The organism is Enterobacter pseudoroggenkampii, assembly GCF_026420145.1.
GTDB lineage: Bacteria > Pseudomonadota > Gammaproteobacteria > Enterobacterales > Enterobacteriaceae > Enterobacter > Enterobacter pseudoroggenkampii.
On the sequence record NZ_JAPMLV010000002.1, the window covers coordinates 333,649 to 360,296 of the forward strand.

Consider the following 26,648-nt stretch of genomic DNA (forward strand, 5'->3'; position numbering starts at 1 on the left):
TATGCGTCCGTTTACAACATGTCCCGGGTACAAAGCACTATCGCTTTCACGGCCAGCAACTGATGGCGCACGGATTGTTCGCCGTAGGATTGCTGCAGTTGTTGGTAGGCCTGCTCTTTCACGGCAAGGACGGTAGCCTTCCAGTTGAACGGTTCAAACCAGTCCGGCATTTGCGTCCACACCTCTTCACGCAGGTTGATATCCTGGAACAACACGTTGCCGTCCTCATCGTATGGCTTATCCAGCAGGGAAACGACAATCTGTGGTTCCGCGCGGTTCCCGCTGTCATCCAGCCAGAATTGATTCACCACCGGGCTGAAGCGCTCATCGCCACTGCGCTGCGCCGTCAGAGAATCCTCACCGTCGTGCTGCGCTTCGGTTAACCACTGGAAATGAAAATAGGTGCGCGGCTGCTTTAGAGGGAGAGAGGTCAACACCCGCAGCAGCGCCATCGTGGCGCCCCGCGGATCGGCCTGCATGAGCTGCCAGACCGTTTCCACGAAGGGCTGACCATAGCGTAATGGATACACCAGCTTGTGGCTGCTCGCCTCCGTACGCGACAAGCTCATCATCGCTGTCGATGGCGGATATCCTTCCGAAAAATCGAGCCCGATCAGGCAGTTGTCGACAAAGGTTTTCACATCGACCAGCGTCTGACGCTGATTCTGTCCGCGTTCAAAGCACAGGCGGAAACCGCCTTCTTCATATTTCTCACGCTTGAAGCCCAGCGCATTGCGTATCCACCTCAGCATATCGGCAGCCTGAGCATCGGCATCTTCTTCTTTATCCGCCAGTTGCTCGGAGAACTCACGAGCCGCAATCACCTCGTGCTCCATCGACAGCAGGTTCTCCTGCGCCAATACCCGCTTACGTTCCTGATTAACAAAGCCGTCTTCACCAGCCAGATGTGCGATTTTTTCACGGAATACCGCAGGCCCCTGGTTGGCGTAGTCTCGCCAGACGGCATCGAGTTGTTCCGTCAGAACAAACTGCAGGCTGGCAACGCTGCGCTTGAACAGTCCGGTCCCCTCATCCAGCAGCGTCAACCAGTCGGCAGTCAGGCCTTCACGCTCCGGCAATAGCACCAGACTTTTCACCGGCTTAACGTGAAGGTTACCGCAGTAACGGTTAAAACGTCCCAGTCGCTGCTCAAACCGGTTGAAGTCGCGGCTTACGCTATAGTGAATGGCCAGGCGACGCTTGCCGTGCAGGTTCAGTCCATCTTCACCCCGTTTATCGCAAATCAGTACCTGCCAGGTGTCATCCAGCAGTTCCGTTTGCAAAAGCACCTCAGGCGTATGACGAACGACCTGCCAGGGTGCCTGAATCGCCAGTTTGGTGGACAGGTGTGCGGCTTCCGGGTTTTCACTGCAGAAGATTACCGCCTTACCTTCTGGATTGGTTTCAAACCAGCGGGTTAAGGATGCCATTAACACCGTATCTTTTGCACGTTGCTCCTGCTGAGCCACCTCAATAATTTGTTCGAGGAAACGGAATTCCTCGTCGCTGCCGGCACCAATGGTCTGGCACTCTTTAGCGCGGCGAGATAGAGTCAACGGACTGAGGAACAGCGCATCCACCCAGTCAGCCAACATATCGGCATTCAGATGCCGATAACGTTCAGGGTTGCGCAGAGAAGCCTCGCGGTAGGCTTCAAGGATTTCATCCAGCGTGACCTGTTCGGCGCTGACCGGCCAGGTGACTTTTTCCAGACCGTCCAGCCCTGGGAACAGGCAGATGAGCGAAGGATCTTCACGACGGTTGCGCAGCAGGCGATGAAACAGGCGATAGTGCTCCCCGATCCAGTAGCGTAGCGCCAGAATGCTTTCCGTTCGTTCTGCGCTTTCATCAGGCGCAAAGAAGTCCACGTGCGGGCGTAACGTGTCGATCAATGCCTGCAAACGGGCATCATCCGCGAACAAATCGCTCAATTCATTCAGACTTTCTTCCAGCATCATGTTCGGGGTGTCTGGCGTCAGGGCGCTGTAGATCCCGCCTAATCGCTCACGCTCGGACACGCGCTGCATAAATTTCTCGACGCCCTGCTGGTTGAGTTGCCATGCCTGCGGACTGATACAGTGCAGCATCGCCAGGAAGTTACGCTCGTTACCATGCATCGGTGTCCCGGACAGAATCAGCGCGATGTGCGCCTGATGGCACAAGACCGCCATCGCCTGATATTGCGCGCGGTCGCCAGCATCGTGAGACCAGGCGAGTGCGGCTAACTGGTGCGCTTCATCAATCACGACCAGCGTTGGGCGCCAGTCGAGCAGTTCAGGATCGTCAATCTCATCAGGTTGGCACAGACGAATCTGATGATGACGCCCGCCACGCATCACATCCTGCAGCGCAAAACGGTCAATCAACTCCTGCATCCACTGCCCGTGCAGGGCGCCAGGCACCACGACTAGCACTCGAGCATCAAGTTTGCACTCCAGCACGTGCTCACGGATCACAAACCCGGCTTCGATGGTTTTACCCAATCCAACTTCATCAGCCAGCAAGTATTTAGGATTCGGATCCTGCAAAATCCGTCGTACAACCGCAATCTGATGCGGTTCTATCTCGACGCGACTGCTGATAAGAGAAGACATTGAACGACAGGCCGCCCGTTGGTTAACCCAGGCGCTAATGAATCGCTCTCTCAGCGGATAGAAATAGGGGGCATCATTTGAACGGGCCGCCAGAAAATGAGCCGGGTTCATCGCCTGCCCCTGCCCATAGTTGGGATAGTACATCTCTGCTAGATCAACGACCGCGTGATCGCCAGAGCGAATAATCAGTAAGTGCTTATTATTCGGTCGGGGCCCGCCATAGCGGCCTCGGCACCAGATTCCGCTATCAGGAGAGCGAAAATAAACGGTGCTTTCTTCATAGAGCGTCGCTGCCGTCAGTGCGCGGATATCCACCTCCTGACGGTTAATCTCCTCCTCTAAAGGAGAGTAGAACCAGGCAATCTCGGCACGCTCAGTTGAGAGAATACTCACAATTTTAGCAATACCGTCAAATAATGGCGATATTACCAGGTCACCTTCAGAAAACGCGACAGTATGTGTAGTCATTATGATTTTTAAACAGTCAGGAAGTGAAAGTAATTCGCAAAACACGAATGAATCTATAATGAATATACGGCGAATGGGCCAATGAAGCAAATCTGCAGAAGGGAGAGGTCGGGCCACTACGTAAATTGGTAGGTGATCTCGGTCACAAAATTTAGATATTTAAATCAATCAGTTAATACAGTCAAATTAAAAAAAGTTAAATACCCCTTATCTACATTCCCACTAGTTTCACCATGAAATTATTTCATTAAAAAAATAAAGCCTCCATTTAACAATATGAGGCTTTAGATTTAACTTAAATTTTAAATGTCAGCATTAGCTACTTTAATATAATTGGTTACCAGATAATCAGTAACCAAAGATATATCTTTTGAAAGATTCTGCAGCTCATTCCATTTACGAACAACAGGCTGCCCATCAATATCTGTGCCGAAGTTCCACACGCCACTACTCCATGCACAAAGCGGCTTAATACGGTTTAACTCTTCGACAAAACGAGTATAGGAAGGGATCTCAGTCCAGCCTGGTTCACCTTTATAGTCCTGATGAACCTGATCGATTTCATCCATCAAGCTGCCAAGCGCAAGAATACCAACGCCATGTAGCAAGCGGGAATAACGAGGTTTTTTATCCCAGTCATCAGTAAAGACAGTTTCCACAGCCGACCAGAAGTTATTCAGTAGTTTCACCATTTTCCCTTCATCCCCCAACCCTGTCGCCGGGTCACGGAAGCGATACAATGCTCCCTCGCGAAGACTGGCATCGATCATTTTGATCATCGAGTTGTCAGCAATAACCCCATCAGGATTGGTCGCCGTTTTGATGCGCCCTGCAAGTGGACCTTCGCCGAAGTTCAGTCGTTGAGTCAGCAGTGAAGGAAACTTACGCATTTGCAGATCGGATGGCAAACGACCGTGGGTATGCGGTGCCAGTTCGTATAACAACGTTTTGGGCAACGGTTTTGTGGAGTTAACCAGCATGAACTGTTCACGCTGTTCTTCTGCATCATTAGCGATAAATGCAGATACCGGCATCATAAACGAGTCGATTTCCGCATCCCGCAAAGCAGCGGTACGTTGTTGACCATCCACAATAAAACCTGGCTTCTCAAAATCCTTATCTTCGGAGAAAGGTATTACCAGATGCCCCATGTCGCCATTTTCTGTAAGTGGTTCAAAACGCACACGCTTATCAAAAGCGATAATCACCGGGTTTGGTATCATCGGGTTTGCGCTCTCAATATAGCGCTGAATTTCGCGAATATGGTTACGTACTTCTGGACGCTGATAGCCAACCAAATTCTCTTCGCCGCGACGAATACGGGAAATCGCTGCAATTTTGCTGATCTGTTTACCTTCTATCGCAAGGCTATAGAGTTGCCTCTCCTCACCCTGTCGGATTCGCAGGGCGGGAACACGATATTCACTCATGACAGTTCCTCTGAGCGTAATGACAATGTGTGCTGTAAACGGTTGTACAACACCTGAATATTATGGAAACCGCGGCGACGGTTGCGTTCTGCGCCGCGGAAAATGATGACGTTGATGCCAATTGCCTTGCAGATATTGCACTTGCATTGCTTCCATGGACGATCACCCAGCGTACGTTCGTAGTCAGCACGGATTTTTTCGGCTTCTTTCTCGCCCGAATGAAGACGTTCATATGCCAGTACCGTTTCCAGCGCCTTCTCAAGGGACAAAGCCCCTTTATCGTATTCGAACAGGGCATTCATGGCATCCTTTTCAAGATGCCGCGCAATATCCTGATCAATCACACCAGATTTAATTTTGCGACTCAAACTTGGATTCGCATCAAACTGAGGGACACGCACAGCGGTATAGGCTGGGCCATCAGGCGTGTGGTAGTTATTTTTCCGATCTTTGAAGGCCTGCTGCAGCGGTGTGGTCGAGTCAATACTGGTCACACCAAACTTAATAAAGTCGGCGAAACTCTCTGGACGAGCAATACCTAACAAGTGAACACGTGTATCACTTTTCAGCAGCGGTTTAATCTCTTCGAGAGTCTCAAGGATCTGCGCCGTTTTCAACGGCACCATCCCCCCCATGGTGATATTTTTGTATCCCATGGCCAGCAGAGCCTCTACTGACTGACGGTAGGAGGTTTTGCTCCATCCATGTGCAACGCCAAAGGCGGTGAAGCAGGACTTTTGAGACTTGTTTAAAAACTCTTGAGCCAAGGTCAGCGTGATATCCTGACGTCGACGACATTCAGCCAACACTTCTCCACTGAATATCTCACCAGGTTTCTCATAGCCAAAAACAATATGATCAAGAGAAACACCATGGTTAAATCGGGAGGTTTCGTAGAATTCAATGACCTCTTCCACTCGGTATGGCGGCACATCTTGGTTAACATAGGTGAAGGCTCCGCAATCACCCATAGTTTCCATATTTTCCGGCAAGCGGAAGAAATGCTTCATGCCATTACGGAAGTAGCGTAAGCGCTGGGCTCGCGTATATTTACTTTCTCCACTGCCAAGACCGTCAACTACTGCTTTCGAAACCAGCATGCCGTCATAAGGCCGAGAAAATACCTCATGTGGATAATGATCGTCACGCTGACGAACGCGATGTTCGTTTCGCGTTTCATGGAAGAAGTCGAAACTAGGATCTATAAAATCCTGACTATCCGGGAAAAAATATTTAAGCTTCGACAACTTACTCTCCTGTGACGCCACTGCAAAGCCTCAAAAAACGGAAGATTCTATCATGAAAACCTGACCAGTGGCATCAAGCTTTGCTACCCGTCAAACTCTTGAAAATCGCACGGAACCGCTTTTCCTCGAATGAATTCCCTGAGTCACGAAACTCGCGCAGGGCCTGTGTTGCACTGATACTTGGTTGATGTTGCAAAATTTTCAAAATGTACAACTTAACTTCTTCAGAACTACGTCTAATTCCTTTTTTTACTTCTCGCGCAGGCAATTCGTTTAATTCAGTTGATAACCTGTGAGAAAAATCACTTAAATTATCCAAGCCTCTTTCAGTAAACTCACGAATAATATGTTTTGCCATACTAACATTTAGCATGAGCATATTGCACTTTAACCATTGAGCCATATCATGGTTAGTTTTAAATAAATAACTCATCAGCCTGTCGTTAATTACCTTTGATGTGATAATTAGCAATTGCTTTTTAGAATCAACCAGATACTCAAGACCATTAATGATATCTAATTCAATGGCATTGATATAATCAGGAGAACCACAAATAATATAATAGTGATCCTTGTTTTTTTTCATCAAATTTTTAATTGATGAAGGATGCTCAGAAATGAATGGAGATCTCTCTGTTAATTCTTTCCACCATGTTCTATGGAAAGATTTCCCTACATATTCACGAGAGTATAGCGGTATTGATTCATCATACCCGATCGCAAATGTTGCTTTATAGGGTACGACTTGATCAGTATAGTGAAGCAGGCCAAGACCAGCAGAAACAACCCATAAATCAACATGATAGGATTTTAGTATTTCTTTAGCAGTAGCCCAGTGCCCCCCCTTATACAGATCTACAGCACATACGGTAGCAGATGTTTTTAGGGATTCATTTAAAGCATTACACCAAGAGTTCACCAATACATTTGAGGGGGTCTGCCCAGAGGTATAGTGGGCTAAACTCAATATAGCCTTGCCATCACTGTTTTTACCATTTGTGCAAGTTGTTATTAAATTGACGTTACTCACAATCGCTCTCCTGAAACTGTGCAGCCAAAGCTACCTCAGAAAAAGAGATGTTGCAAGAAACGAATTGCTACTCACCGTGATTTTTTTGGTTGGTTATTGTTAGTGAGCAACATACTCAAAGTATTCATCTTGTAAGTTCGTGCATTTATGGCATCGTCTCAAAATTCCTTTCTCTTCCAATGAAAGGCAAAAAGCCCTACAACTCTCAAGTAATTTTGTTGAGTCTTCACTTTTATCCATTGAAATCAATGCCCTGGCAAGGGTGTCATAGCTAAATCCGCCAGTCGAATGCGAAACAATGCTCATAGCAAGTTGGGTATCGAAAGTCTTCATAGTGCATCTCTTAAAAGGAAGCCTGATCTATTTATAAAAAACAATGGGAAACTATTCAAGAATACATTATCGATTCTTGTTTTGTTTACCAAACACACTGAAGATTTATGATAAGGGCAATCAGACTAATTCTTCTCAACCAACATGCATTCAGGAAGAACTCTCAAATCGATTGATTCATCTTCAAAAGAACAGCTTTAAGGATATAAGCAGCCTACGCAATTGAATTGATCTACTCCTGGAATAAAATTGTAAGTTTTTTCAAAGACAAAGAAACGGTAAAGCTTGTAGTAACTGGATTTCAGACACAAAAAAAGCCGCCCTTAAGCGACTTTGATTTGCATCTTTTGGTGCCGAAGGCCGGACTCGAACCGGCACGTATTTCTACGGTTGATTTTGAATCAACTGCGTCTACCGATTTCGCCACTTCGGCACTGAAGGGGATGCGGAAACGTTGTGGATTATACCTGTCGCGCGCCGCCATGCAAGCGACGACGCGCTAAACCCGCGCTAAGTGCCCAAAAAACCAGCGCCCTTTGTCACTCCAGCTCAGACACCGCCAGCCGAATCACCCTCGCCGCCTTCTGCTCCGGCAGCGCCAGCACCTTCGCCCACATCTCCTGCACCATATCGCAAGAGAGCTTCTCTTTGCCCGCCGCCTTCTCCGGCATCTGCAGCAACTGGATGTCCTCACCGTATTTGTCGGCAAGCGCCTTCATAATCGGCCGCACATCCTCGACAGCCGCTTCGCGTTCGGCTGGGGTCACGGTGTGGCGATTTTTGCCGTAGGCCGCGCGCATCATGTCGGCGTCGGCCTGCATGCGCCGTGCCATCAGGTCTTTATCCAGCATGCGCATCGGGTTGATGCCACCCTTCACCATCGGGTAGAGGAAGCGGAAGCAGGCGTCGTCGCTCACTTTCTGGATGGCGGCGGTCTGCTCCATGTTGATGGTCATGTAGTTCACCACGTTGGCGTCCGGGGCGTTTTGCAGGCGCGACATCTGCAGATGCAGGATCTGCGGCTGGATGGTGTCGATAATCTGCTGCTCCGGCTCGCCCGCTTTTTGCAGGGCGGCCATCTGGTCGAGGATGCGCTGATGCAGAACAGGCTCCTGCTCCTTAATCACCTGCCAGGCGGGCATCGCGTTGAGGGTGGTATCAATCTGGTGTTCGGGGGCACGCTGCTTATCGAAGAATACCCAGAACGCCACGGCGGCGGCCGCGACGACGACAATCACAATACGGGTCCACGTTTTATTCATCTCGCATCCTTATCCTTTCGCTATGCCGGTTTACACCGGCACGCCGCTGTGGAAGCGAAACTCGTGGTCCGGTGTCGAGATAAGTGTGGCTTCAATTTCGCCAAAAAGCTGTATGCGCGGTGAGATATCGTCGTCGCTCACCTGCCGGGCAAGCGTCAGGTAGTCCTGATAGTGGCGCGCTTCCGAGCGCAGCAGCGAGAGATAGAACTTCTGCAGGTCGTCGTCGAGGAACGGTGCCAGCGCGGCGAAGCGTTCGCAGGAGCGGGCTTCGATGTAGGCGCCGCAGATGAGTTTGTCGATCAGCGTCAGCGGTTCGTGGGTGCGTACTTCCTTCAGCATCCCTTTGGCGTAGCGGCTGGCGGTGATTTTGACGTACGGAATGTCGCGGGCCAGCATCGCCTCACGCACCTGCCAGAAGTGGTGCAGCTCCTCTTTGATCAGCAGCACCATACTGTCGATGAGCGCCTGGCCCCACGGGTCGTCGGTTTTGGGCATCACGCTTTTGCCAATCTGCCTGTGCAGGGCGATGAAGTCCGGCTCCGGGCCGTCGCGGAAGGTGAACAGTTCGTAGGGTTTGAGCCAGTCGAGCAGCGCGTCGGCACCGCTTTCGTCGGCGACGTATTTACGCACCAGCAGCAGCGCGGTCTGGGCGGCCTTGAGCTCGCACACCATGTGGTCGGTGAGCAGCAGCGGCAGGTTCGCCGGGTCGCGGGCTTTATCAATCCATGCTTGCGGGGTCGGGCACTGGAGGAAGTTGAGTACGGGGGCAAGTATCTGCGGGTAATCCATGGTTCTGCCTTGAAAAAGCGGTGGCGCGCGCCACCGCCTGAATCACTTAGTGACGCACGCCGTCGTCGTCTTCGTCGATGTAATCTTCGTCGTCGCCTTCTTCGCCGTCTTCACCGTTCGGATCTTCGAAGTAGGTTCCCCAGCCGTCGTATTCCACGTCAAACTTCTCGGCCAGGTTCATCAGCTGTTCGACCTGCGCGTCGATCAGCTCCGCCTTCAGCGCGCCTTCGCTCAGGATGTCGCAGCAGATGACGGTGTCGCCCTCTTCCACTTCCAGCTCTTCCGGCTCGGTCACTTCGTAACCCAGCTTGAAGGCTTCCACGGCCATTTTTTCCAGCGCGTCGAAATCATCCGCAGAGAAATGGTGCTCGATGGTGTACAGCGCGTCCGGATCGCTACCGTCTTCCAGCAGCTCTTCAATAATCAGACGCGTCTCTTCGCGTTGCTCTTCCAGTAATTCCGGGTTTGCCATGGCTCAATCCTCTTTAAAGTGCGGCAGATACTTCTATTTTCACACACGGACGGGTTTGCCTCCACCTTTGTTGGAAAGATTTGTGAAACGGGGTTGCAAATGAATAATTACACATATAAAGTGAATTTTAATTCAATAAGTGGCGTTCGCCATGTGAGGATAAAATGTCTGATCTGTACAAGAAACACTTTCTGAAATTGCTCGACTTTACCCCTGCACAGTTCACTTCTCTGCTGACCCTTGCCGCACAGCTCAAAGCCGATAAAAAAAATGGCAAGGAAGTACAAATGCTTACCGGTAAAAACATCGCGCTCATCTTCGAAAAAGACTCGACCCGTACCCGTTGCTCTTTCGAAGTTGCCGCATTTGACCAGGGCGCGCGCGTTACCTATTTAGGGCCGAGCGGCAGCCAGATTGGGCATAAAGAGTCAATTAAGGACACCGCGCGCGTGCTCGGGCGGATGTACGACGGCATTCAGTATCGCGGCCATGGCCAGGAAGTCGTCGAGACTCTGGCGCAGTATGCGGGCGTGCCGGTGTGGAACGGGCTGACCAACGAGTTCCATCCAACCCAACTGCTGGCGGACCTGCTGACCATGCAGGAGCACCTGCCGGGCAAGGCGTTTAACGAGATGACGCTGGTCTATGCGGGCGACGCGCGCAACAACATGGGCAACTCGATGCTGGAAGCGGCGGCGCTGACCGGGCTGGATCTGCGTCTGGTGGCCCCGAAGGCCTGCTGGCCGGAAGAGAGCCTGGTGGCGGAGTGCAGCGCGCTGGCGGAGAAGCACGGCGGGAAAATCACCCTGACGGAAGACGTGGCGGCGGGCGTGAAGGGAGCGGACTTTATCTATACCGACGTGTGGGTCTCGATGGGTGAAGCCAAAGAGAAGTGGGCGGAGCGGATTGCGCTGCTGCGTGGGTATCAGGTGAACGCGCAGATGATGGCGCTGACCGGCAACCCGGACGTGAAGTTCCTGCACTGTCTGCCCGCGTTCCATGACGACCAGACTACGCTCGGCAAGCAGATGGCGACGGAGTTCGATCTGCACGGCGGGATGGAAGTAACGGACGAGGTGTTTGAGTCGGCGGCGAGCATCGTGTTCGACCAGGCAGAAAACCGGATGCATACGATTAAGGCGGTGATGGTGGCGACGCTTGGGGAGTGATTGACTCCTCTGCGGTCTGGTGCCCTCACCCCGGCCCTCTCCCACAGGGAGAGGGAGCAAACACTAAAAAACGACAACAGGGTTGTCGTCAGGAAGAAGAATTCATTTTACTGACGCTTTCTCAGATAGACATTAACCATAATAAGAATTTATGTTTTTATTAACCATTATTTATTGAGTAGATAATGGTTAATATCAGGTCATTATCATTTACAAAACACCGTATATTATCGGCGTAATATTTCCTTATTGCTGCATTTCGTTAATAAGGATTATTTATGTCATGGAATAAGCATGAAGCTGTGTCATACGCCCGTAGCCACGCACTAACCCATACTGGACACTATTGCGCTCGCGCAATCGCCGCCGCCATTCGAGCCGGAGGGCTTAAAATCGAAGGGGCAAACGCTAAGGACTTCTGGCGTTCTCTTGAAAAAGCAGGGTTCTCAAAAGTCTATGGCACCCCCATAGAGGGGGATATCGCGGTGATTGATGCCTTGCCCGGCCCGAATCAGTACGGTCATGTCTGTATTTACGATGGCGCTGGAACCTGGTATTCAGATTTTAAACAGAGAACAATGTACCCGGGGCCAACGTATCGCCAACTCCAGCCAGTCGTCACCTTATACAGGCATTATTAATATGAATAAGCTCATCTTAATTTTATTATTCAGCACAGCAGCATTGGGGGCCGAAGATTTTCAGATACCGATGCAGCGCGCCCTTGAATTCAATCGCTGGTACGTCAAACAAGTGAACAATGATCGTTATCCCATCCAACAGGGAAATGAAATCGATAAGTTCGTTACGGCCAGCACCATGAAAAAATTACGTCATGCAGTCGATCCCCGTTATGCCGACGCTGAATTTTACGAGGCTGATTTTTTTATGAAATCGCAGTATATCGGCGAGGACTGGGCTGAGAATGTGGCTATTGATTCGTATGATTCAGACCCGGTCTGTGTAAACGTGAATATCACGTTTGGCAAAAAGACCCAGCACACAGTCATTGATTGCATGGTTAAAGAAGATGGGGTCTGGAAAATCCAGTCTGTCGCCGCTCGGGATAATAATTGATGTCCCCCGCTAACAATAATGTAGCCGCCTTTGTTGCCGGGTGGCGCTGCGGCCTGATGCCCTCACCCCGGCCCTCTCCCACAGGGAGAGGGAGAACACCGGCTCCATTTCATTGATTTTTCACCCCGAAAAAGGTACGTTTTCGCCTTAATTCCAGCGTGGACATACCAGCATTATGCCGATTATTCAGTCTGTTGAACGTGCGTTGCAGATCCTCGACCTGTTCAACGAGCAGGCCACCGAGCTTAAGATCACCGACATCAGCAAACTGATGGGGCTGAGCAAAAGTACCCTCCACTCGCTGCTGAAAACCCTGCAGCTTCACGGCTATATCGATCAGAACCCGGAGAACGGCAAATATCGCCTCGGCATGAAGCTGGTCGAGCGCGGTCATTTCGTCGTGGGCTCCATCGATATTCGTCAGAAGGCGAAAGGCTGGCTGACGGAGCTGTCCCAGCGGACCGGGCAGACCACCCATCTGGGGATCCTGGACGGGCGTGAAGGGGTTTATATCGAGAAGATTGAAGGCAAGCTGGCGGCCATCGCCTATTCGCGCATCGGCCGCCGACTGCCGGTTCACGCCACCGCCATCGGCAAGGTGTTGATTGCCTGGCTGGGCGAGGCCGAGCTGAACGCCCTGCTGGAGGGCTATCAGTACACTACCTTTACGCCTTCCACCCTCGCCTCTCGTGAAGCCTTAATAAGCGCCCTGGCGCAGACCCGCGAGCAGGGTTACGCCCTGGATAGCGAAGAGAACGAGCAGGGCGTGCGCTGCGTGGCGGTGCCGGTGTGGAACCATGAATCCCGCGTCATCGCCGCCCTGAGCCTGTCGACGCTCACCTCCCGCGTGGACGACGCCGAGCTGGCCCGCTTCCGCGAGCAGCTTCAGCAGGCCGGGCTCGCGCTGTCACGCGCGCTGGGCTACCCGGCCTGAGCTGTTATGCCGGCTCGTAGGTGAAGTAGTCGAAGTCCGCGTGGCAGCCGTCGCCGCTGATGTCCTCGCAGTGCAGCCCCACAAACGCGCCGGTAAAGAAGCCGCGCCCGCCGATGTAGTCGTCCGACAGCTTCCACGCCTCATACGTTACCGGCACGGTGTGCCACGTCTCGCCGTCGAACGAGTAGCTGTAGCGGTAGACCAGCGTATCCACGTCCACGCGCAGCCAGACGCTCTCCGCATGTTCCGGCACCGGAATCGGCTGCTCGTGCAGCGGCCACGACGGCACGTTGTGGTCGAGCTGGATCACCTTGATCGTTCTCCCCAGCCCCTCCTCATAGTCCACAAAGCAGTAGCTCCAGTTTTTGCTGTTGTAGTAGCAGGTCAGCCCCGCGCTCTGCTGGAAGTGGACCGGCGAGAACTGCATCCGCGTCTCCGCCCGGAAGGCGAAGTGCTGCCAGCGGCGCGCCACGGTCGACTGGGTAAAAGTGGAGTTGAGCGAGTCGTTGCCGTAGAGCCGTAAGTAGCCCGGGCGCGCAGTGAGCGAGCCGAGGGTGTCGTCGAACGGAATGCGCAGGGTCTGCAGTTCCGGGTCAAGCGAACTGGCGTCGAAATCGTCCCGCCAGCTGCCCTGAACGGCTGCAGGCTGCTCCGCCACCTGCGGGCCTTTCACGGTCAACTGCGCGTGCTTGCCGCCTTCCACATACGGCCAGCCGTCGCGCCATTCAATGCGGGCGATGCCGGTCTCGCGGCCCAGCGGGCAGTAGCCGCGCCCGCCGGAGGCCAGCAGCGGCACGCCGGGCAGACGCAGCGGGCGGCTGGTGAGGTAGGCCATGTACCACTCCCCCGTGTGGGTCTGCAGCAGCGAACCGTGGCCGCTCTTCTGCAGTGGGTTCTCCGGCAGGTGCCAGCTGGTCATCATCGTCACGTCCGGGTGCAGCTCGTACGGCCCGTCGATGTTTTTGGAACGCAGCACCACGACGGCGTGCTCGTAGCTGGTGCCCCCTTCGGCCACCATCAGGTAGTACCATCCCGCGTGGCGATACAGGTGCGCCCCCTCGGTGTAGCAGAGCGGCGTGCCGGTAAACAGGGTTTTGCGCTCGGGCGAGAGCGTGCCGGTCTGCGGGTCAAACTCCTGCAACACGATGGTGTTGTGCGGGTTGCTGTGGTGGCGCGGCCCCCACGGGCGGTAGAGGTAGTACTTGCGGCCGTCGTCGTCGTGGAACAGGGACGGATCGAACCCGCCGTTGCCCATCGGGATCGGCTCACTCCACGGCCCCTCAATGGACGGCGCGGTGACGAGGAAGTTGCGGCCGTTTTTCCACGGCGAGTCGACAATCTTCACGTCGGTGTAGAGCAGCCAGAACCTGCCGTCGGCGTAGCTCAGGCACGGCGCCCAGATGCCGCCGGAGTCCGGGTTGCCCTTCATGTCCAGCATCGACACGCGGTCCAGCGGGGTACTGACCAGCGACCAGTTTTTCAGGTCGCGGGAGTGGTAGATGCGCACGCCGGGGAACCATTCGAAGGTCGAGGTGGCGATGTAGTAGTCCTCGCCCTGACGGCACAGGGAAGGATCCGGGTTGAAGCCGGTCAGAATAGGGTTAGTGATTTGCATAGTGCCTCCGGTTAATGGGATGCGGCTGTCGCGGCGTCGGGAACGGCCTCGCCCTGCGCTGCGCGGTGCTTGATCAGCTGCTGGCTGATGGCCTCCACGCGGGCGTCGGTGAGCTTGTAGAACGACAGCATGATGAACATGCCCGCGTAGAGCACCACCGGCACCACGCAGAACAGGATTTTGATGGTGGTCAGCACCTCTACCGGCTGCACGCTGCTGCTGGCGGAGTAGTTGACGTACGCCAGGATCCAGCCCACCACCGCCCCGCCAATCGCCAGGCCAATCTTCAGGCTGAACAGGTAGGTGGAGAACACCAGCCCGTCGAGGCGGCGCCCGCTGCGGCTCTCCTCGTAATCCACCACGTCAGAGGCCATCAGCCACTGCAGCGGCGTGGTGGTGTTAAAGACGAAGAGGAACAGGATGTTGAGGGCGAAAATCAGGGCGATATGTTCCGCCGGGGTGACGAAAATCAGCAGGCTGATGAGCGAATAGGCGACGATGATCCACTTGAAGGCGGTGACGCGGTCGAAGCGCCCCAGCAGTCGGGAGGAGCAGAGCGAGCCAAACATGGTGGCGAGGCTGCCGTAGAGTAAAAACTGGGTCGCCATCTCCGGGTGATCCATCACGTATTTGACGAAGTAGAGCGTCGCCCCGCCGCGCACCACGTTGGAGCAGGTCGCCATCATCTTGAACGCGCACATGATCCGCCACTGGCTATTGCCCAGCAGCAGCTTGAGGTCTTTCGCCACCGACGAGCCCGGCTGCACCTCAAAGGTGTAGCGCTCTTTGGTGGTGAAGAAGCAGACGTAGAGCAGCACCACGCCGGTCAGGCCCAGCACGCACATGGCGCCGAAATAGCCCACCTGCTCGTCCCCCTTGCCGATGATGCTCACCAGCGGCAGGGCAATGCCGCTGATGGCGAGCGATCCCGCCGCAGCCAGGAAGAAGCGCCAGGACTGCAGGGCGTGACGCTCTTTCGGGTCGGCGGTGATGACGCCGGGCATGGCGCAGTAAGGCACGTTAACGAAGGTGTAGACCAGGGTCAGGAGAATGTAGGTCACGCAGGCGTAGATGATTTTGCCCTGCGCGGAGAAGTCCGGCGTGTAGAAGGTCAGCACGCAGACGATGCCAAACGGGATGGCGCCCCACAGCAGGAACGGGCGGAACTGGCCATGCCGCGTGCGGGTGCGGTCGACCAGCAGCCCCATCAGCGGGTCGGTGACGGCGTCGAGCACGCGGGAGATTAAAAACAGCGTCCCCATAATACCCGCCGACAGGCCGAAGACGTCGGTGTAGAAGTAGGCCAGCAGGAACATCGTGGCCTGCCAGACGAAGCCGCAGGCGGTGTCACCCAGCCCGTAGCCAATTTTGTCTTTCATGGTTAATTGCGTCATCAGAATTACACCCTTATGTAGTGTGCTGAATTACAACATCGTGTTAATGGAGTGTAATGAGCCGCTCAATTAACCAGCAATGGTCATATCTTATTTCTGAATTACGTTATTTTGCTTTTGTGACGCCATCGATATATCACAACCTGTTGTTTAAATTAGTAATTTACAGGCACACGAAAACCGTCAGCGGAATATTTCCCGCAGACGGTTTTAACGCAGAAAATAATTAAATACCGAGCGCTTTTTTACCGGCGTTAATTACCTCGATAATTTTATCGGTGTCATAAATACAGCCTTTCCAGGTGCCGCCGCTGACCGACTGTAATGCAGCCCACAGGCGGGTGTCGTCCGGCAAAAAGTCGTGGGCGTGCAGGTCCGGGTGCGTCTGCCGCATTGCCAGCTCGCGCGCGCCCTCCTCCGGCGTCAGCGGGATGTCCGCGGTGCCGATAAAATTCACGCTGCCCGTTAATGTCAGTCGGTCCACGGCAATCTCGATAATGTCATTATCGCGCAGCTTGCCAATCGGCCCGCCCGCCAGCGCCTCCGGCGACACGTGGCCGAAGCAGGCGCCCGTCGACACGCCCGAGAAGCGCGCATCGGTGATTAACGACACCGTCTTTCCCCACGAGATATGCTTCAGCGCGGAGGTGAGCTGATAGGTCTCTTCCATGCCGGTGCCGGACGGTCCGCCGCCGATCACCACCATGATATCGCCCTGCGCAATCTCTTCCCGCTTGATGGCCTTAATCGCCTGCGCCTCGGAAACAAACACCCGCGCCCGACCGGTGTGGCGGTAAACGCCATCTTCACCGACGACCGACGGGTCGATCGCCGTGGCCTTGATCACCGACCCTTCCGGCGCGATGTTGCCCGTCGGGAAGCAAACCGTCGAGGTCAGCCCTTTCGCTTTTGCCTTCTCCGGCGGCAGGATCACGTCATCCGGATCCACGCCGTCCTGCTCGCGCAGGCACTGGCGGAAGCGCGCCCGGCGTTCGGAAGCCTGCCACCAGTCGAGGTTCTCGCCCACCGTCTGGCCGGTGACGGTCATGGCGTCCAGATGCAGCAGGCCGAGATCGCGCAGGTGTAGCATCACCTCCGGCACGCCGCCCGCAAGGAAGGCGCGCACGGTCGGGTGATAGTCCGGGCCGTTGGGCAGCACGCTGACCAGGCGTGGCACCTTACGGTTGATGCGCGTCCAGTGTTCAACATCCGGGATCGTGCAGCCCGCCGCGTGGGCGATGGCCGGAATGTGCAGCAGTAAATTCGTCGAGCCGCCGAACGCCGCGTGGATCACCATGGCGTTTTCGATGGCTTTGTCGGTGAGGATATCGCGCGTGGTGATGCCGCGATTATCCAGCTCGCTGACCGCGCGCGCCGACTGGCGGGCAATCTCCAGCCACACCGCCTGCCCGGACGGGGCCAGCGCGGAGTGCGGCAGCGCCAGACCCAGCGCTTCCGCGACCACCTGCGAGGTGCCCGCCGTGCCGAGGAACTGACATCCGCCGCCCGGCGAGGCGCAGGCGCGACAGCCCAGCTCGGCGGCCTCCTGCAGGGAGAGTTCGTGGTTGGCAAAGCGCGCGCCGATGGTCTGCACCTTGCCTGCGTCTTCCCCCACGGTTGGCGGCAGCGTCGCCCCACCCGGCACCAGAACGGTCGGCAGGTCGTGCATCGAGGCCAGGGCAATCATGGTGGCGGGCAGCCCTTTATCACAGGTGGCGACGCCAATCACCGCCCGGCGCGTCGGGAGAGAACGGATCAGGCGGCGAAACACGATTGCCGCGTCGTTGCGGTACGGCAGGGAGTCGAACATGCCGTGCGTGCCCTGAGAGCGCCCGTCGCACGGATCGCTGACGAAGGCCGCAAACGGGATCCCGCCGTTGCGGGTGATCTCCTTCGCCGCCGCCTGCATCTGCATGCCGATCTCCCAGTGCCCGGTATGGTAGCCCAGCGCGACCGGGCGTCCGTCCCCGGCGCGGATGCCGCCCTGGGTGCCGATAATCAGCACCTCTTTGCCGGTCAGCTTGTTGGCATCCCAGCCCATCCCGGCATTCTGCGTCATGCCGAACAGGTTGCCGCTGGGGGATTCCATCAGCATCTGCGGGGTCAGCGGCAGCGCGCCCTGCGGCCCCGCCGCGTGGGTAATCACCGCATAAAACGCATCGTCCTGAGGGGTGAAAATCTTCTCGATGGTCATGGTTATCGTCCGGCTCAGCAGAGCTTGAGCTGTTGCAGCAGGGTTTTCAGCTGCGCCTTGCGCGGCGCGTCCAGGGGTGACGCGGGCGGCAGCACGTGCGTGGAGATCGGGCGGCCGCAGAGCACAATCGCCTCTTTAATCACGTTCACAAACGGCGTATCCAGCTGATACATCTGCGGGATTTGCAGCAGGGTCTGATGATACTCAGCCGCTTTCGCCACGTCTTTATCCCGCCAGGCTTTCAGAAGATTCACCGACACCTGCGGAGCAAAGTTGCCGCTCGCCGAAATCGCCCCGTCGCCGCCGAGCAGCAGGGTATTAAACAGATGATCGTCGTAACCGCAGAGCACGGTGAAGTGCGGGTGAGCGGCTTTGACGGTATGGATCATGCTGCGCAGGTGGGCGACGGAGTCGATAGTGTCTTTGATGCCGACGATGTTGCTGCGCGAGTCGGCAAGGGTTTTCACCAGCGCCGGGGTCAGATCCTGTCCGGTCAGCGCCGGGAAGTTATAGAGCATCACCGGCAGCGTGACGCTGTCGGCCACCTGCTCGAAATAGCGGATCAGATTCGCTTCCGACACTTTCCAGTAGTAGGGGTTGATCACCACGATGCCGTCCGCCCCCGCCTGCTGCGCGTGCTGGCTCAGCGCAATGGTTTCACGGGCGTTGGTGCCGCCGGTGCCGATCAGGACCGGCACGCGACGATCGACATGATCGATCGCAAACTGGGCAATGGTTTTACGCTCTTCGGCGCCGAGCTGGGAGAACTCGCCGCCGCTGCCCAGGAAGAACAGGCCGTCAACGCCTGCCGCGATCAGATCGTCGATCAGCGCGGCGGTGCCCTGCTTATCGAGCTGGCCGTCGGCGGTAAAGATGGTGGAGACAGGGGGAATGATTCCCGTGAACAACGCGGACTGCGGCATGAGATCTCCTTGCTGAATCATTTTGTTCTACATTATAGAACAGCGTTCATTAATTTAACGATCATACTATGACGCAGGAAAAGCGCAGGTAAATGGGAAGGGACGAAGGAGTGTGGGAAATTTAAGCTGGATCACATATTGGAAGGTGCGGCCTGATGCCCTCACCCTAACCCTCTCCCACAGGGAGAGGGAACTTTTACACCCTCTCCCCTTGGGAGAGGGGTTACTCTACCAGCATCTTCACCACAACTTTCCTGACCTTAGCAGGCGCACCTACCGCGCACAGCGGCTTATGCACCTCGCCCGGCCAGAACACCACGAAATCCCCTTCGCTCAACACCACGGTTTTCTCCTGCCCGCCTTCCGGCAGGAAGGCGATGTCTTTGTCCGCCAGCCAGTCGGTGTCGGGCGTGCCGGGCGGCAGGGTGCTGAAGGTCATCCCCTCCTGACCCTTCATCACGATCTGAATATCCAGATAGCGCGCGTGGTACTCGGCGCGACGCTCGGCGAACGGCTGGGTTGTATCTTCAGAGACCAGATAAAACAGGCTGTTGCCGTTGATGTCGTGTTTCCCGAGCGGCGTGGTGTCGGTGACGTGGGCTTTGACGTGCTCAATGGCCTGACGCAGATCGTCAGGCAGCCAGGACTGCAGATGGTGAATGTTGCCGATAATCATGTTTCAACCCTCAATATAAAACAATGTTTCATTTTTATCTTTTATACGAGAATCCCGGCTGCCATACCAGCCCTTTTTGGACGAGGTTTGCGCGAGCGCATGTTTATCGGGAAAGGTGTTAATTCACTGTTAATCCTGCCCGGGCATTTATGCAGGGGTTATGCATAACCTCGATCGGCGCTTATCGCACGGCTGCTCTAACCTCTTGATCATGCTCTCTAATTAACAAAACCTGTTGCCGCCTCACACTTTACTGTTTTGATAATTTGCTCTAAAAAACCATAATTATTTATTGATTTTTCTTAAGTCAAAAATAGTTAATTACGTTAATTGCATAGCCATTCTCACCCATAACTCTTATCGTTTAAAATCAGTCACATAACAATATATGTCAAAAGATTAAAATCTACAAAATAATAACAAACCCAAATAATGCCACCGGATCCTGCTTAGCTATTCATCCCTCACTAATATGAAATTAATCATTATCTGATGCGAATCATGCTAATGAAAACAAACCGCATAATATCCATTTTCGCGTGAGCAATATCACAATACGGATTATTTAACTGCCTAGTATGAATTACGAAATCAATTGAGCTTAGCCGCCATGAAATTAAATACGTTACATGGCGCATGCCCTTTTTATTCTGAAAAACAGTTAAAGGAATAATTATGGAAAAGCATTACGTCGGTTCTGAAATTGGTCAATTGCGTAGCGTTATGCTGCACCGCCCTAATTTAAGTCTGAAGCGTCTCACGCCATCAAACTGTCAGGAGCTCCTTTTCGATGACGTGCTCTCGGTTGAGCGTGCGGGTGAGGAGCATGACATCTTCGCAAACACGCTGCGCGAGCAGGGTGTGGAAGTCCTGCTGTTGACCGACCTTCTGACACAAACCCTTGATATTGCAGAGGCGAAAGCCTGGCTGCTGGAGACGCAAATCTCTGATTATCGCCTCGGCCCTACCTTTGCCGGCGACGTTCGCGGCTGGCTGGCGGATATGCCGCACCGCGAACTGGCGCGCAGACTGAGCGGCGGATTAACCTACGGTGAAATTCCGGCGGCCATTAAAAATATGGTGGTGGATACCCACACGGCGAATGATTTTATTATGAAGCCGCTGCCAAACCATTTATTTACCCGCGATACCTCCTGCTGGATCTATAACGGCGTCTCTATTAACCCAATGGCCAAACCGGCGCGTCAGCGTGAAACCAATAACCTGCGGGCAATATATCGCTGGCACCCGGCGTTCGCCGACGGCGATTTTATTAAGTATTTCGGCGACGAGAATATTAATTACGACCACGCCACCTTAGAAGGCGGTGACGTATTAGTGATTGGCCGCGGCGCGGTATTGATCGGCATGTCCGAACGCACGACGCCGCAGGGCGTGGAATTCCTCGCCAACAGCCTGTTCAAACACCGTCAGGCCGAGCGCGTGATCGCCGTTGAGCTGCCAAAACACCGCTCCTGTATGCACCTCGACACCGTCATGACCCACATCGACGTGGATACCTTCTCCGTCTACCCGGAAGTGGTGCGCAAAGACGCCCAGTGCTGGACGCTCACCCCGGACGGACGCGGCGGCCTGCTGCGCACCCAGGAAACCGACCTGCTGCACGCCATCGAGAAAGCGCTCGGCATTAACCAGGTACGTCTGATCACCACCGGCGGCGACGCCTTTGAGGCCGAACGCGAGCAGTGGAACGACGCCAACAACGTCCTGACCATCCGCCCCGGCGTGGTGATCGGCTACGAGCGCAACGTCTGGACCAACGAGAAGTACGACAAAGCGGGTATCACCGTGCTGCCCATCCCGGGCGACGAACTCGGACGCGGACGCGGCGGCGCGCGCTGCATGAGCTGCCCGCTGGAACGCGACGGAATTTAAAGGAGCCATCATGGAACGAAAACCCACTCTGGTTGTGGCCCTGGGCGGCAACGCGCTGCTCAAGCGCGGCGAGCCGCTGGAAGCGGAGATCCAGCGCCAGAACATCGAGCAGGCCGCCCGCACCATCGCCGGGCTGACGGCGCAGTGGCGCGTGGTGCTGGTACACGGCAACGGGCCGCAGGTCGGGCTGCTGGCGCTGCAGAACAGCGCCTACGACAAAGTCACGCCCTACCCGCTGGACGTTCTCGGCGCGGAAAGCCAGGGAATGATCGGCTACATGCTCCAGCAGGCGCTGAAAAACAGCCTCCCGCAGCGGGAGGTGAGCGTTCTGCTCACGCAGGTGGAAGTGGATGCCGCCGACCCGGCCTTCAGCAACCCGACCAAGTACATCGGCCCGGTCTACAGCGAAGCCCAGGCAAAAACGCTGGCGGCGGAGAAAGGCTGGGTGTTTAAGGCCGACGGCAGCTACGTCCGCCGCGTGGTGCCGTCACCGCAGCCGAAGCGCATCGTCGAGAGCGACGCCATCACGGCGCTGATCCAGCGCGACCACCTGGTGATCTGCAACGGAGGCGGCGGCGTGCCGGTGGTGGAACACGCCAACGGCTATCGCGGGATCGAGGCGGTAATCGACAAAGACCTCTCCGCAGCCCTGCTGGCGAGGCAAATCGAGGCCGACGCCCTGCTGATCCTCACCGACGCCGACGCGGTGTATCTCGACTGGGGCAAGCCGACCCAGCGCCCGCTGGCACAGGTGACGCCGGAGCTGCTCAAAGGCATGCAGTTCGACGCCGGATCGATGGGGCCGAAAGTGGCCGCCTGCCGCGAGTTTGTTGAAGCCTGCAACGGCATTGCCGGGATCGGCGCGCTGGCCGACGGCGCGGAGATCCTCGCGGGCGAGAAAGGCACGTTGATTCGTAACTGAACACTCATTTTAAAAAGGATTTAGCCATGACCATCAACCTGAAAAACCGCAACTTCCTGAAACTGCTGGACTACACCCCGGCGGAGATCCAGTACCTGATCGACCTCGCCATTGAGCTCAAGGCCGCCAAAAAAGCCGGGCGCGAGAAGCAAACCCTGGTCGGGAAAAACATCGCCCTGATCTTTGAAAAAACCTCTACCCGCACCCGCTGCGCCTTTGAAGTGGGCGCATTCGATCAGGGCGCGCAGGTCACCTATCTCGGCCCAAGCGGATCGCAGATCGGCCATAAAGAGTCGATGAAAGACACCGCCCGCGTGCTGGGCCGCATGTACGACGGCATCGAATACCGCGGCTATGGTCAGGCCATCGTCGAAGAGCTGGGCGAGTACGCGGGCGTACCGGTGTGGAACGGCCTGACCGACGAGTTCCACCCAACGCAAATCCTCGCCGACCTGATGACCATGCTGGAGCATGCGCCGGGCAAAACCCTGCCGGAGCTGAGCTTTGCCTATCTCGGCGACGCGCGCAACAACATGGGCAACTCCCTGATGGTGGGCGCAGCCAAGATGGGGATGGATATCCGCCTCGTCGCGCCGAAATCCTTCTGGCCGGAAGCCGGGCTGGTTGAGCAGTGCCGCGCCATCGCCAAAGAGACGGGCGCGCGCATCACCCTCACCGACGACGTGGAAGAAGGCGTGCGGGGGACCGATTTCCTCTACACCGACGTGTGGGTCTCCATGGGCGAGCCGAAGGAAGCCTGGGCCGAGCGCGTCAGCCTGATGAAGCCATATCAAATTAACGCCCAGGTGATGAAGGCCACCGGCAACCCGAACGTCAAATTCATGCACTGCCTGCCGGCGTTCCACAACGAACACACCAAAGTGGGCCGCGAGATCGAGATGGCGTACGGCCTGAAGGGGCTGGAGGTGACGGAAGAGGTCTTCGAATCACCGAACTCGATCGTCTTCGACGAGGCAGAGAACCGCATGCACACCATTAAAGCGGTCATGGTGGCGACACTCGGCGACTAATCACCGCCCGGCGCGCCGCGGGGTGCGCCGGGTTTAAGGAGAACATCATGGGCAAGTTTAAGTTTCCCTCCGCTTACACCATTCTCTTTTTTCTGATTGCCGTTGTGGCGGCGCTGAGCTGGGTCGTTCCCGCCGGTCAGTACCAGATGGCGATGAACGACACCCTCGGTAAAGAAGTCCCGATTGCCGGAACGTACGCGCACGTGGCGGCGCATCCGCAAGGGCTGGTTTCCGTCCTGATGGCGCCCATCGCCGGGCTGTACGATCCGGTCTCCGGCCAGGCCGGGGCGATCGACGTGGCGCTGTTTATTCTGATCATCGGGGGATTTCTCGGGATCGTCACCAAAACCGGGGCGATTGACGCCGGGATCGAGCGCGTCACCACCCGGCTGCGCGGACGCGAGGAGTGGATGATCCCGATCCTGATGGCGCTGTTTGCCGCGGGCGGCACCATTTACGGCATGGCCGAAGAGTCGCTGCCGTTCTACACCCTGCTGGTGCCGGTGATGCTGGCCGCCCGGTTCGATCCGGTTGTCGCCGCCTCCACCGTGCTGCTCGGCGCGGGGATCGGCACGCTGGGTTCCACCATTAACCCGTTTGCCACGGTCATCGCCGCCAACGCCGCCGGGATCCCCTTTACCAACGGCATCGCCCTGCGCGTGGCGCTGCTGGTCATCGGCTGGATCATCTGCGTGGCGTGGGTGATGCGCTACGCCCGCAAGGTGCGCAAGGATCCGTCCCTCTCTATCGTCGCAGACAAACAGGAAGAGAACCGCGCCCATTTCCTCGGCAACAAGGGCGAACAGTCGCTGGAGTTCACCCCGGTGCGCAAAATCATCCTGGTGATTTTCGCCCTCGCCTTCGCGGTGATGATTTACGGCGTGGCGGTGCTGGGCTGGTGGATGGCGGAGATTTCGGCGGTGTTTCTCGCCAGCGCGATTATCGTCGGCCTGATCGCCCGCATGAGCGAAGAGGAGCTGACCTCGACGTTTATCAACGGCGCGCGAGATTTGCTGGGCGTCGCGCTGATTATCGGCATCGCGCGCGGTATCGTAGTGATCATGGATAAGGGCATGATTACCCACACCATTTTGCACAGCGCCGAGGGGATGGTTACCGGGTTATCGACGGTGGCGTTCATCAACGTGATGTACTGGCTGGAAGTGGTGCTGTCGTTTCTTGTGCCTTCTTCGTCCGGCCTGGCCGTTCTGACGATGCCGATCATGGCGCCCCTTGCCGATTTCGCTAACGTCAACCGCGACCTGGTGGTCACGGCCTACCAGTCGGCGTCCGGCATCGTTAACCTGGTCACTCCCACCTCAGCCGTCGTGATGGGCGGGCTGGCGATCGCCCGCGTGCCCTACGTGCGCTATCTGAAATGGGTGGCACCGCTGCTGGGGATATTAACGGTAGTGATCATGGTGGCGTTGAGCCTGGGTGCCTTGTTGTGATTTGCCGGATGGCGCTGCGCTTATCCGGCCTACGGATCGGTGCGGTGCCACCGGTTATTTCGGGAACTGATATGGGAACTATGATGGATTACGAAGAGTACTCTCCCAAAGAACAACTACAGCTGACGGTCTGCCAGCGTCTGATAGCAGAAAAGAGCTATCTCTCCCAGGAGGAGATCCGCCGGGATTTGCAGGAGCGTGGTTTTGAGACCATCAGCCAGTCCACCGTTTCACGTCTGCTTAAATTGCTCGGTGTCATAAAAATTCGAAATGCCAAAGGGCTAAAGATTTATTCGCTGAATCCCCAGCAGCGCCCTGCCCCCGACGCCGCGCGTACCGTGTCCGAAATGGTGGTCAGCGTCGAGCATAATAGCGAGTTTATCCTTGTGCATACCGTCGCCGGATATGGCCGCGCGGTGGCGCGTATTCTGGATTATCACCAGCTGCCGGAAATTTTAGGCGTGGTGGCTGGCAGCAGTATCGTCTGGGTCGCTCCCCGGGTCGTGAAGCGCACCGCGCTGGTGCATAAGCAAATTAATTATTTACTCAGAACGAATTAATATTCATAAAGAACCGTTTGCATTGAGTAAAGCGTGCATTAAATCGCTTGATCCGAAAAGCGAGCTGCGTATAATGCCCGACAATTTGCCGGGAGGAAGCATGGTCAAGCGTGTACGACATAACGTCTTACCGCGTCTGAAATCAGACGCTGGCCTGCCGTTTTTCTTCCCGTTGCTAAACCTATTCCCAGAGCCCCTCATTTGAGGGGCTTTTTTTTGCCCGGCGTCAGGAGATAAACATGAATCCGCTTTATCAAAAACACATCATTTCCATAAACGACCTCAGCCGCGAAGAGCTGGAACTGGTTCTGGAAACCGCGGCAAAACTGAAGGCCAATCCGCAACCGGAGCTGCTGAAGCACAAGGTGATTGCGAGCTGCTTCTTTGAAGCCTCGACCCGCACCCGCCTCTCCTTTGAGACCTCCATGCACCGCCTGGGGGCGAGCGTGGTGGGCTTCTCGGACAGCAGCAACACGTCGCTGGGTAAAAAAGGCGAGACCCTGGCGGATACCATTTCAGTGATTAGCACCTACGTCGACGCGATTGTGATGCGTCATCCGCAGGAGGGCGCGGCGCGCCTGGCGACCGAATTCTCCGGCGGCATTCCGGTGCTGAACGCCGGTGACGGTGCCAACCAGCACCCAACGCAGACCCTGCTGGATCTGTTCACCATTCAGGAGACCCAGGGCAAGCTCGAGAACCTGAATATCGCCATGGTCGGCGACCTGAAATATGGCCGCACCGTCCACTCCCTGACGCAGGCGCTGGCGAAATTTAACGGCAACCGCTTCTACTTCATCGCGCCTGACGCGCTGGCGATGCCGCAGTACATTCTCGACATGCTGGATGAGAAAGGCATTCAGTGGAGCCTGCACGCCAGCATCGAAGAGGTGATGAGCCACGTGGATATTCTGTACATGACCCGCGTGCAGAAAGAGCGTCTGGATCCGTCCGAATACGCCAACGTGAAGGCACAGTTCGTGCTGCGCGCCAGCGACCTCGAGGGCGCGCGCGACAACATGAAGGTGCTGCATCCGCTGCCGCGCATCGATGAGATCACCACAGACGTGGATAAAACGCCGCACGCCTGGTACTTCCAGCAGGCCGGAAACGGCATCTTCGCCCGCCAGGCGTTACTGGCACTGGTTCTGAATCGCGAATTGGCACTGTAAGGGGAAACG

Annotated in this window: 24 protein-coding genes, 1 tRNA gene and 1 pseudogene; 12 read left to right on the plus strand and 14 right to left on the minus strand. The window is 55.8% G+C overall.

The window, feature by feature from the left end; translation table 11 throughout:
• Positions 1-11: 11 nt before the first annotated feature.
• The 8 genes from dpdE to rraB all read right to left on the minus strand — a co-directional run bounded on the left by dpdE (position 12) and on the right by rraB (position 9,625).
• The gene (dpdE, locus tag OTG14_RS14790) at positions 12-3,062 is read right to left on the minus strand and encodes a protein DpdE (RefSeq protein WP_248272815.1); all 3,051 of its coding nucleotides are present in this window, start codon (positions 3,060-3,062) and stop codon (positions 12-14) included.
• A gap of 302 nt (positions 3,063-3,364) precedes the next feature.
• Complete coding sequence (dbpB, locus tag OTG14_RS14795; protein ID WP_248272816.1) at positions 3,365-4,492, minus strand: DGQHR domain-containing protein DpdB; 1,128 nt, start codon at positions 4,490-4,492, stop codon at positions 3,365-3,367.
• The gene (gene dpdA, locus OTG14_RS14800; protein ID WP_248272817.1) at positions 4,489-5,739 is read right to left on the minus strand and encodes a tRNA-guanine transglycosylase DpdA; all 1,251 of its coding nucleotides are present in this window, start codon (positions 5,737-5,739) and stop codon (positions 4,489-4,491) included. Before dpdA ends, dbpB begins: the two co-directional genes overlap by 4 nt.
• 73 nt (positions 5,740-5,812) lie before the next feature.
• On the minus strand, positions 5,813-6,769 hold the full coding sequence (locus OTG14_RS14805) for a hypothetical protein (RefSeq protein ID WP_267215307.1): 957 nt from the start codon (positions 6,767-6,769) through the stop codon (positions 5,813-5,815).
• A 681-nt stretch (positions 6,770-7,450) separates the two neighbouring features.
• Positions 7,451-7,535: transfer RNA gene (locus OTG14_RS14810), tRNA-Leu, on the minus strand.
• A gap of 106 nt (positions 7,536-7,641) precedes the next feature.
• Entirely contained in the window at positions 7,642-8,364 is a 723-nt protein-coding gene (locus OTG14_RS14815; protein ID WP_248272819.1) for a topoisomerase II, read from the minus strand.
• Between the two features lie 30 nt (positions 8,365-8,394).
• Complete coding sequence (gene miaE / locus OTG14_RS14820; protein ID WP_248272820.1) at positions 8,395-9,153, minus strand: tRNA isopentenyl-2-thiomethyl-A-37 hydroxylase MiaE; 759 nt, start codon at positions 9,151-9,153, stop codon at positions 8,395-8,397.
• A 46-nt stretch (positions 9,154-9,199) separates the two neighbouring features.
• On the minus strand, positions 9,200-9,625 hold the full coding sequence (rraB, locus tag OTG14_RS14825) for a ribonuclease E inhibitor RraB (protein WP_023324077.1): 426 nt from the start codon (positions 9,623-9,625) through the stop codon (positions 9,200-9,202).
• Positions 9,626-9,724: 99 nt separating this feature from the next.
• On the opposite strand from rraB, the gene argL reads away from it, so the two are divergent.
• The 5 genes from argL (at position 9,725) to xynR (ending at position 12,805) form a co-directional block, all read left to right on the plus strand.
• The gene (argL, locus tag OTG14_RS14830) at positions 9,725-9,820 is read left to right on the plus strand and encodes a putative translational regulatory protein ArgL (protein ID WP_213014347.1); all 96 of its coding nucleotides are present in this window, start codon (positions 9,725-9,727) and stop codon (positions 9,818-9,820) included.
• A complete protein-coding gene (argF, locus tag OTG14_RS14835; RefSeq protein ID WP_248272821.1) occupies positions 9,790-10,794 on the plus strand; it encodes an ornithine carbamoyltransferase in 1,005 nt (334 codons plus the stop codon). Before argL ends, argF (OTG14_RS14835) begins: the two co-directional genes overlap by 31 nt.
• A 278-nt stretch (positions 10,795-11,072) precedes the next feature.
• Positions 11,073-11,435, plus strand: coding sequence for a CHAP domain-containing protein (locus OTG14_RS14840; protein WP_248165870.1), 363 nt, complete (start codon positions 11,073-11,075; stop codon positions 11,433-11,435).
• A 1-nt stretch (position 11,436) separates the two neighbouring features.
• Positions 11,437-11,871, plus strand: a complete 435-nt coding sequence (locus tag OTG14_RS14845; RefSeq protein WP_090419287.1) for a DUF3828 domain-containing protein — start codon at positions 11,437-11,439, stop codon at positions 11,869-11,871.
• 175 nt (positions 11,872-12,046) lie between these two features.
• Entirely contained in the window at positions 12,047-12,805 is a 759-nt protein-coding gene (gene xynR, locus OTG14_RS14850; RefSeq protein WP_267215308.1) for a DNA-binding transcriptional repressor XynR, read from the plus strand.
• 4 nt (positions 12,806-12,809) lie between these two features.
• Here xynR and OTG14_RS14855 read toward each other — a convergent pair whose 3' ends face one another.
• The 5 genes from OTG14_RS14855 to OTG14_RS14875 form a co-directional block, all read right to left on the minus strand.
• The gene (locus OTG14_RS14855) at positions 12,810-14,420 is read right to left on the minus strand and encodes a glycoside hydrolase family 43 protein (RefSeq protein ID WP_267215309.1); all 1,611 of its coding nucleotides are present in this window, start codon (positions 14,418-14,420) and stop codon (positions 12,810-12,812) included.
• Positions 14,421-14,431: 11 nt separating this feature from the next.
• The gene (locus tag OTG14_RS14860; protein ID WP_267215310.1) at positions 14,432-15,814 is read right to left on the minus strand and encodes an MFS transporter; all 1,383 of its coding nucleotides are present in this window, start codon (positions 15,812-15,814) and stop codon (positions 14,432-14,434) included.
• Between the two features lie 226 nt (positions 15,815-16,040).
• Positions 16,041-18,008, minus strand: a complete 1,968-nt coding sequence (yagF, locus tag OTG14_RS14865; RefSeq protein WP_267215311.1) for a xylonate dehydratase YagF — start codon at positions 18,006-18,008, stop codon at positions 16,041-16,043.
• Between the two features lie 14 nt (positions 18,009-18,022).
• Complete coding sequence (gene yagE, locus OTG14_RS14870) at positions 18,023-18,931, minus strand: 2-keto-3-deoxygluconate aldolase (RefSeq protein ID WP_032655168.1); 909 nt, start codon at positions 18,929-18,931, stop codon at positions 18,023-18,025.
• Positions 18,932-19,154: 223 nt separating this feature from the next.
• On the minus strand, positions 19,155-19,607 hold the full coding sequence (locus OTG14_RS14875; RefSeq protein WP_267215312.1) for a YhcH/YjgK/YiaL family protein: 453 nt from the start codon (positions 19,605-19,607) through the stop codon (positions 19,155-19,157).
• 675 nt (positions 19,608-20,282) lie between these two features.
• Here OTG14_RS14875 and arcA point away from each other — a divergent pair.
• The 5 genes from arcA to OTG14_RS14900 all read left to right on the plus strand — a co-directional run bounded on the left by arcA (position 20,283) and on the right by OTG14_RS14900 (position 25,467).
• Positions 20,283-21,503 (plus strand): arginine deiminase, encoded by a 1,221-nt coding sequence (gene arcA / locus OTG14_RS14880; RefSeq protein WP_008501384.1) that lies wholly within the window; start codon positions 20,283-20,285, stop codon positions 21,501-21,503.
• Positions 21,504-21,513: 10 nt separating this feature from the next.
• The gene (arcC, locus tag OTG14_RS14885; RefSeq protein ID WP_148768609.1) at positions 21,514-22,425 is read left to right on the plus strand and encodes a carbamate kinase; all 912 of its coding nucleotides are present in this window, start codon (positions 21,514-21,516) and stop codon (positions 22,423-22,425) included.
• A 26-nt stretch (positions 22,426-22,451) separates the two neighbouring features.
• Positions 22,452-23,456, plus strand: a complete 1,005-nt coding sequence (gene argF / locus OTG14_RS14890) for an ornithine carbamoyltransferase (RefSeq protein WP_032651476.1) — start codon at positions 22,452-22,454, stop codon at positions 23,454-23,456.
• A gap of 47 nt (positions 23,457-23,503) precedes the next feature.
• Positions 23,504-24,907 carry a YfcC family protein gene (locus OTG14_RS14895; RefSeq protein WP_024907260.1) on the plus strand — a complete coding sequence of 468 codons (1,404 nt, stop codon included), beginning with the start codon at positions 23,504-23,506 and terminating at the stop codon, positions 24,905-24,907.
• Positions 24,908-24,987: 80 nt separating this feature from the next.
• Positions 24,988-25,467, plus strand: a complete 480-nt coding sequence (locus OTG14_RS14900) for an arginine repressor (protein WP_267215338.1) — start codon at positions 24,988-24,990, stop codon at positions 25,465-25,467.
• Between the two features lie 3 nt (positions 25,468-25,470).
• Here OTG14_RS14900 and OTG14_RS14905 read toward each other — a convergent pair.
• Positions 25,471-25,588 (minus strand): annotated as a pseudogene (locus OTG14_RS14905) (hypothetical protein).
• Between OTG14_RS14905 and OTG14_RS14910 the strand changes: the two are divergent.
• Positions 25,568-25,672, plus strand: a complete 105-nt coding sequence (locus OTG14_RS14910) for a pyrBI operon leader peptide (RefSeq protein ID WP_022646880.1) — start codon at positions 25,568-25,570, stop codon at positions 25,670-25,672. The pseudogene OTG14_RS14905 and the gene OTG14_RS14910 overlap by 21 nt on opposite strands.
• A 34-nt stretch (positions 25,673-25,706) precedes the next feature.
• On the plus strand, positions 25,707-26,639 hold the full coding sequence (pyrB, locus tag OTG14_RS14915) for an aspartate carbamoyltransferase (protein ID WP_024907262.1): 933 nt from the start codon (positions 25,707-25,709) through the stop codon (positions 26,637-26,639).
• The last annotated feature ends 9 nt before the right edge of the window (positions 26,640-26,648 follow it).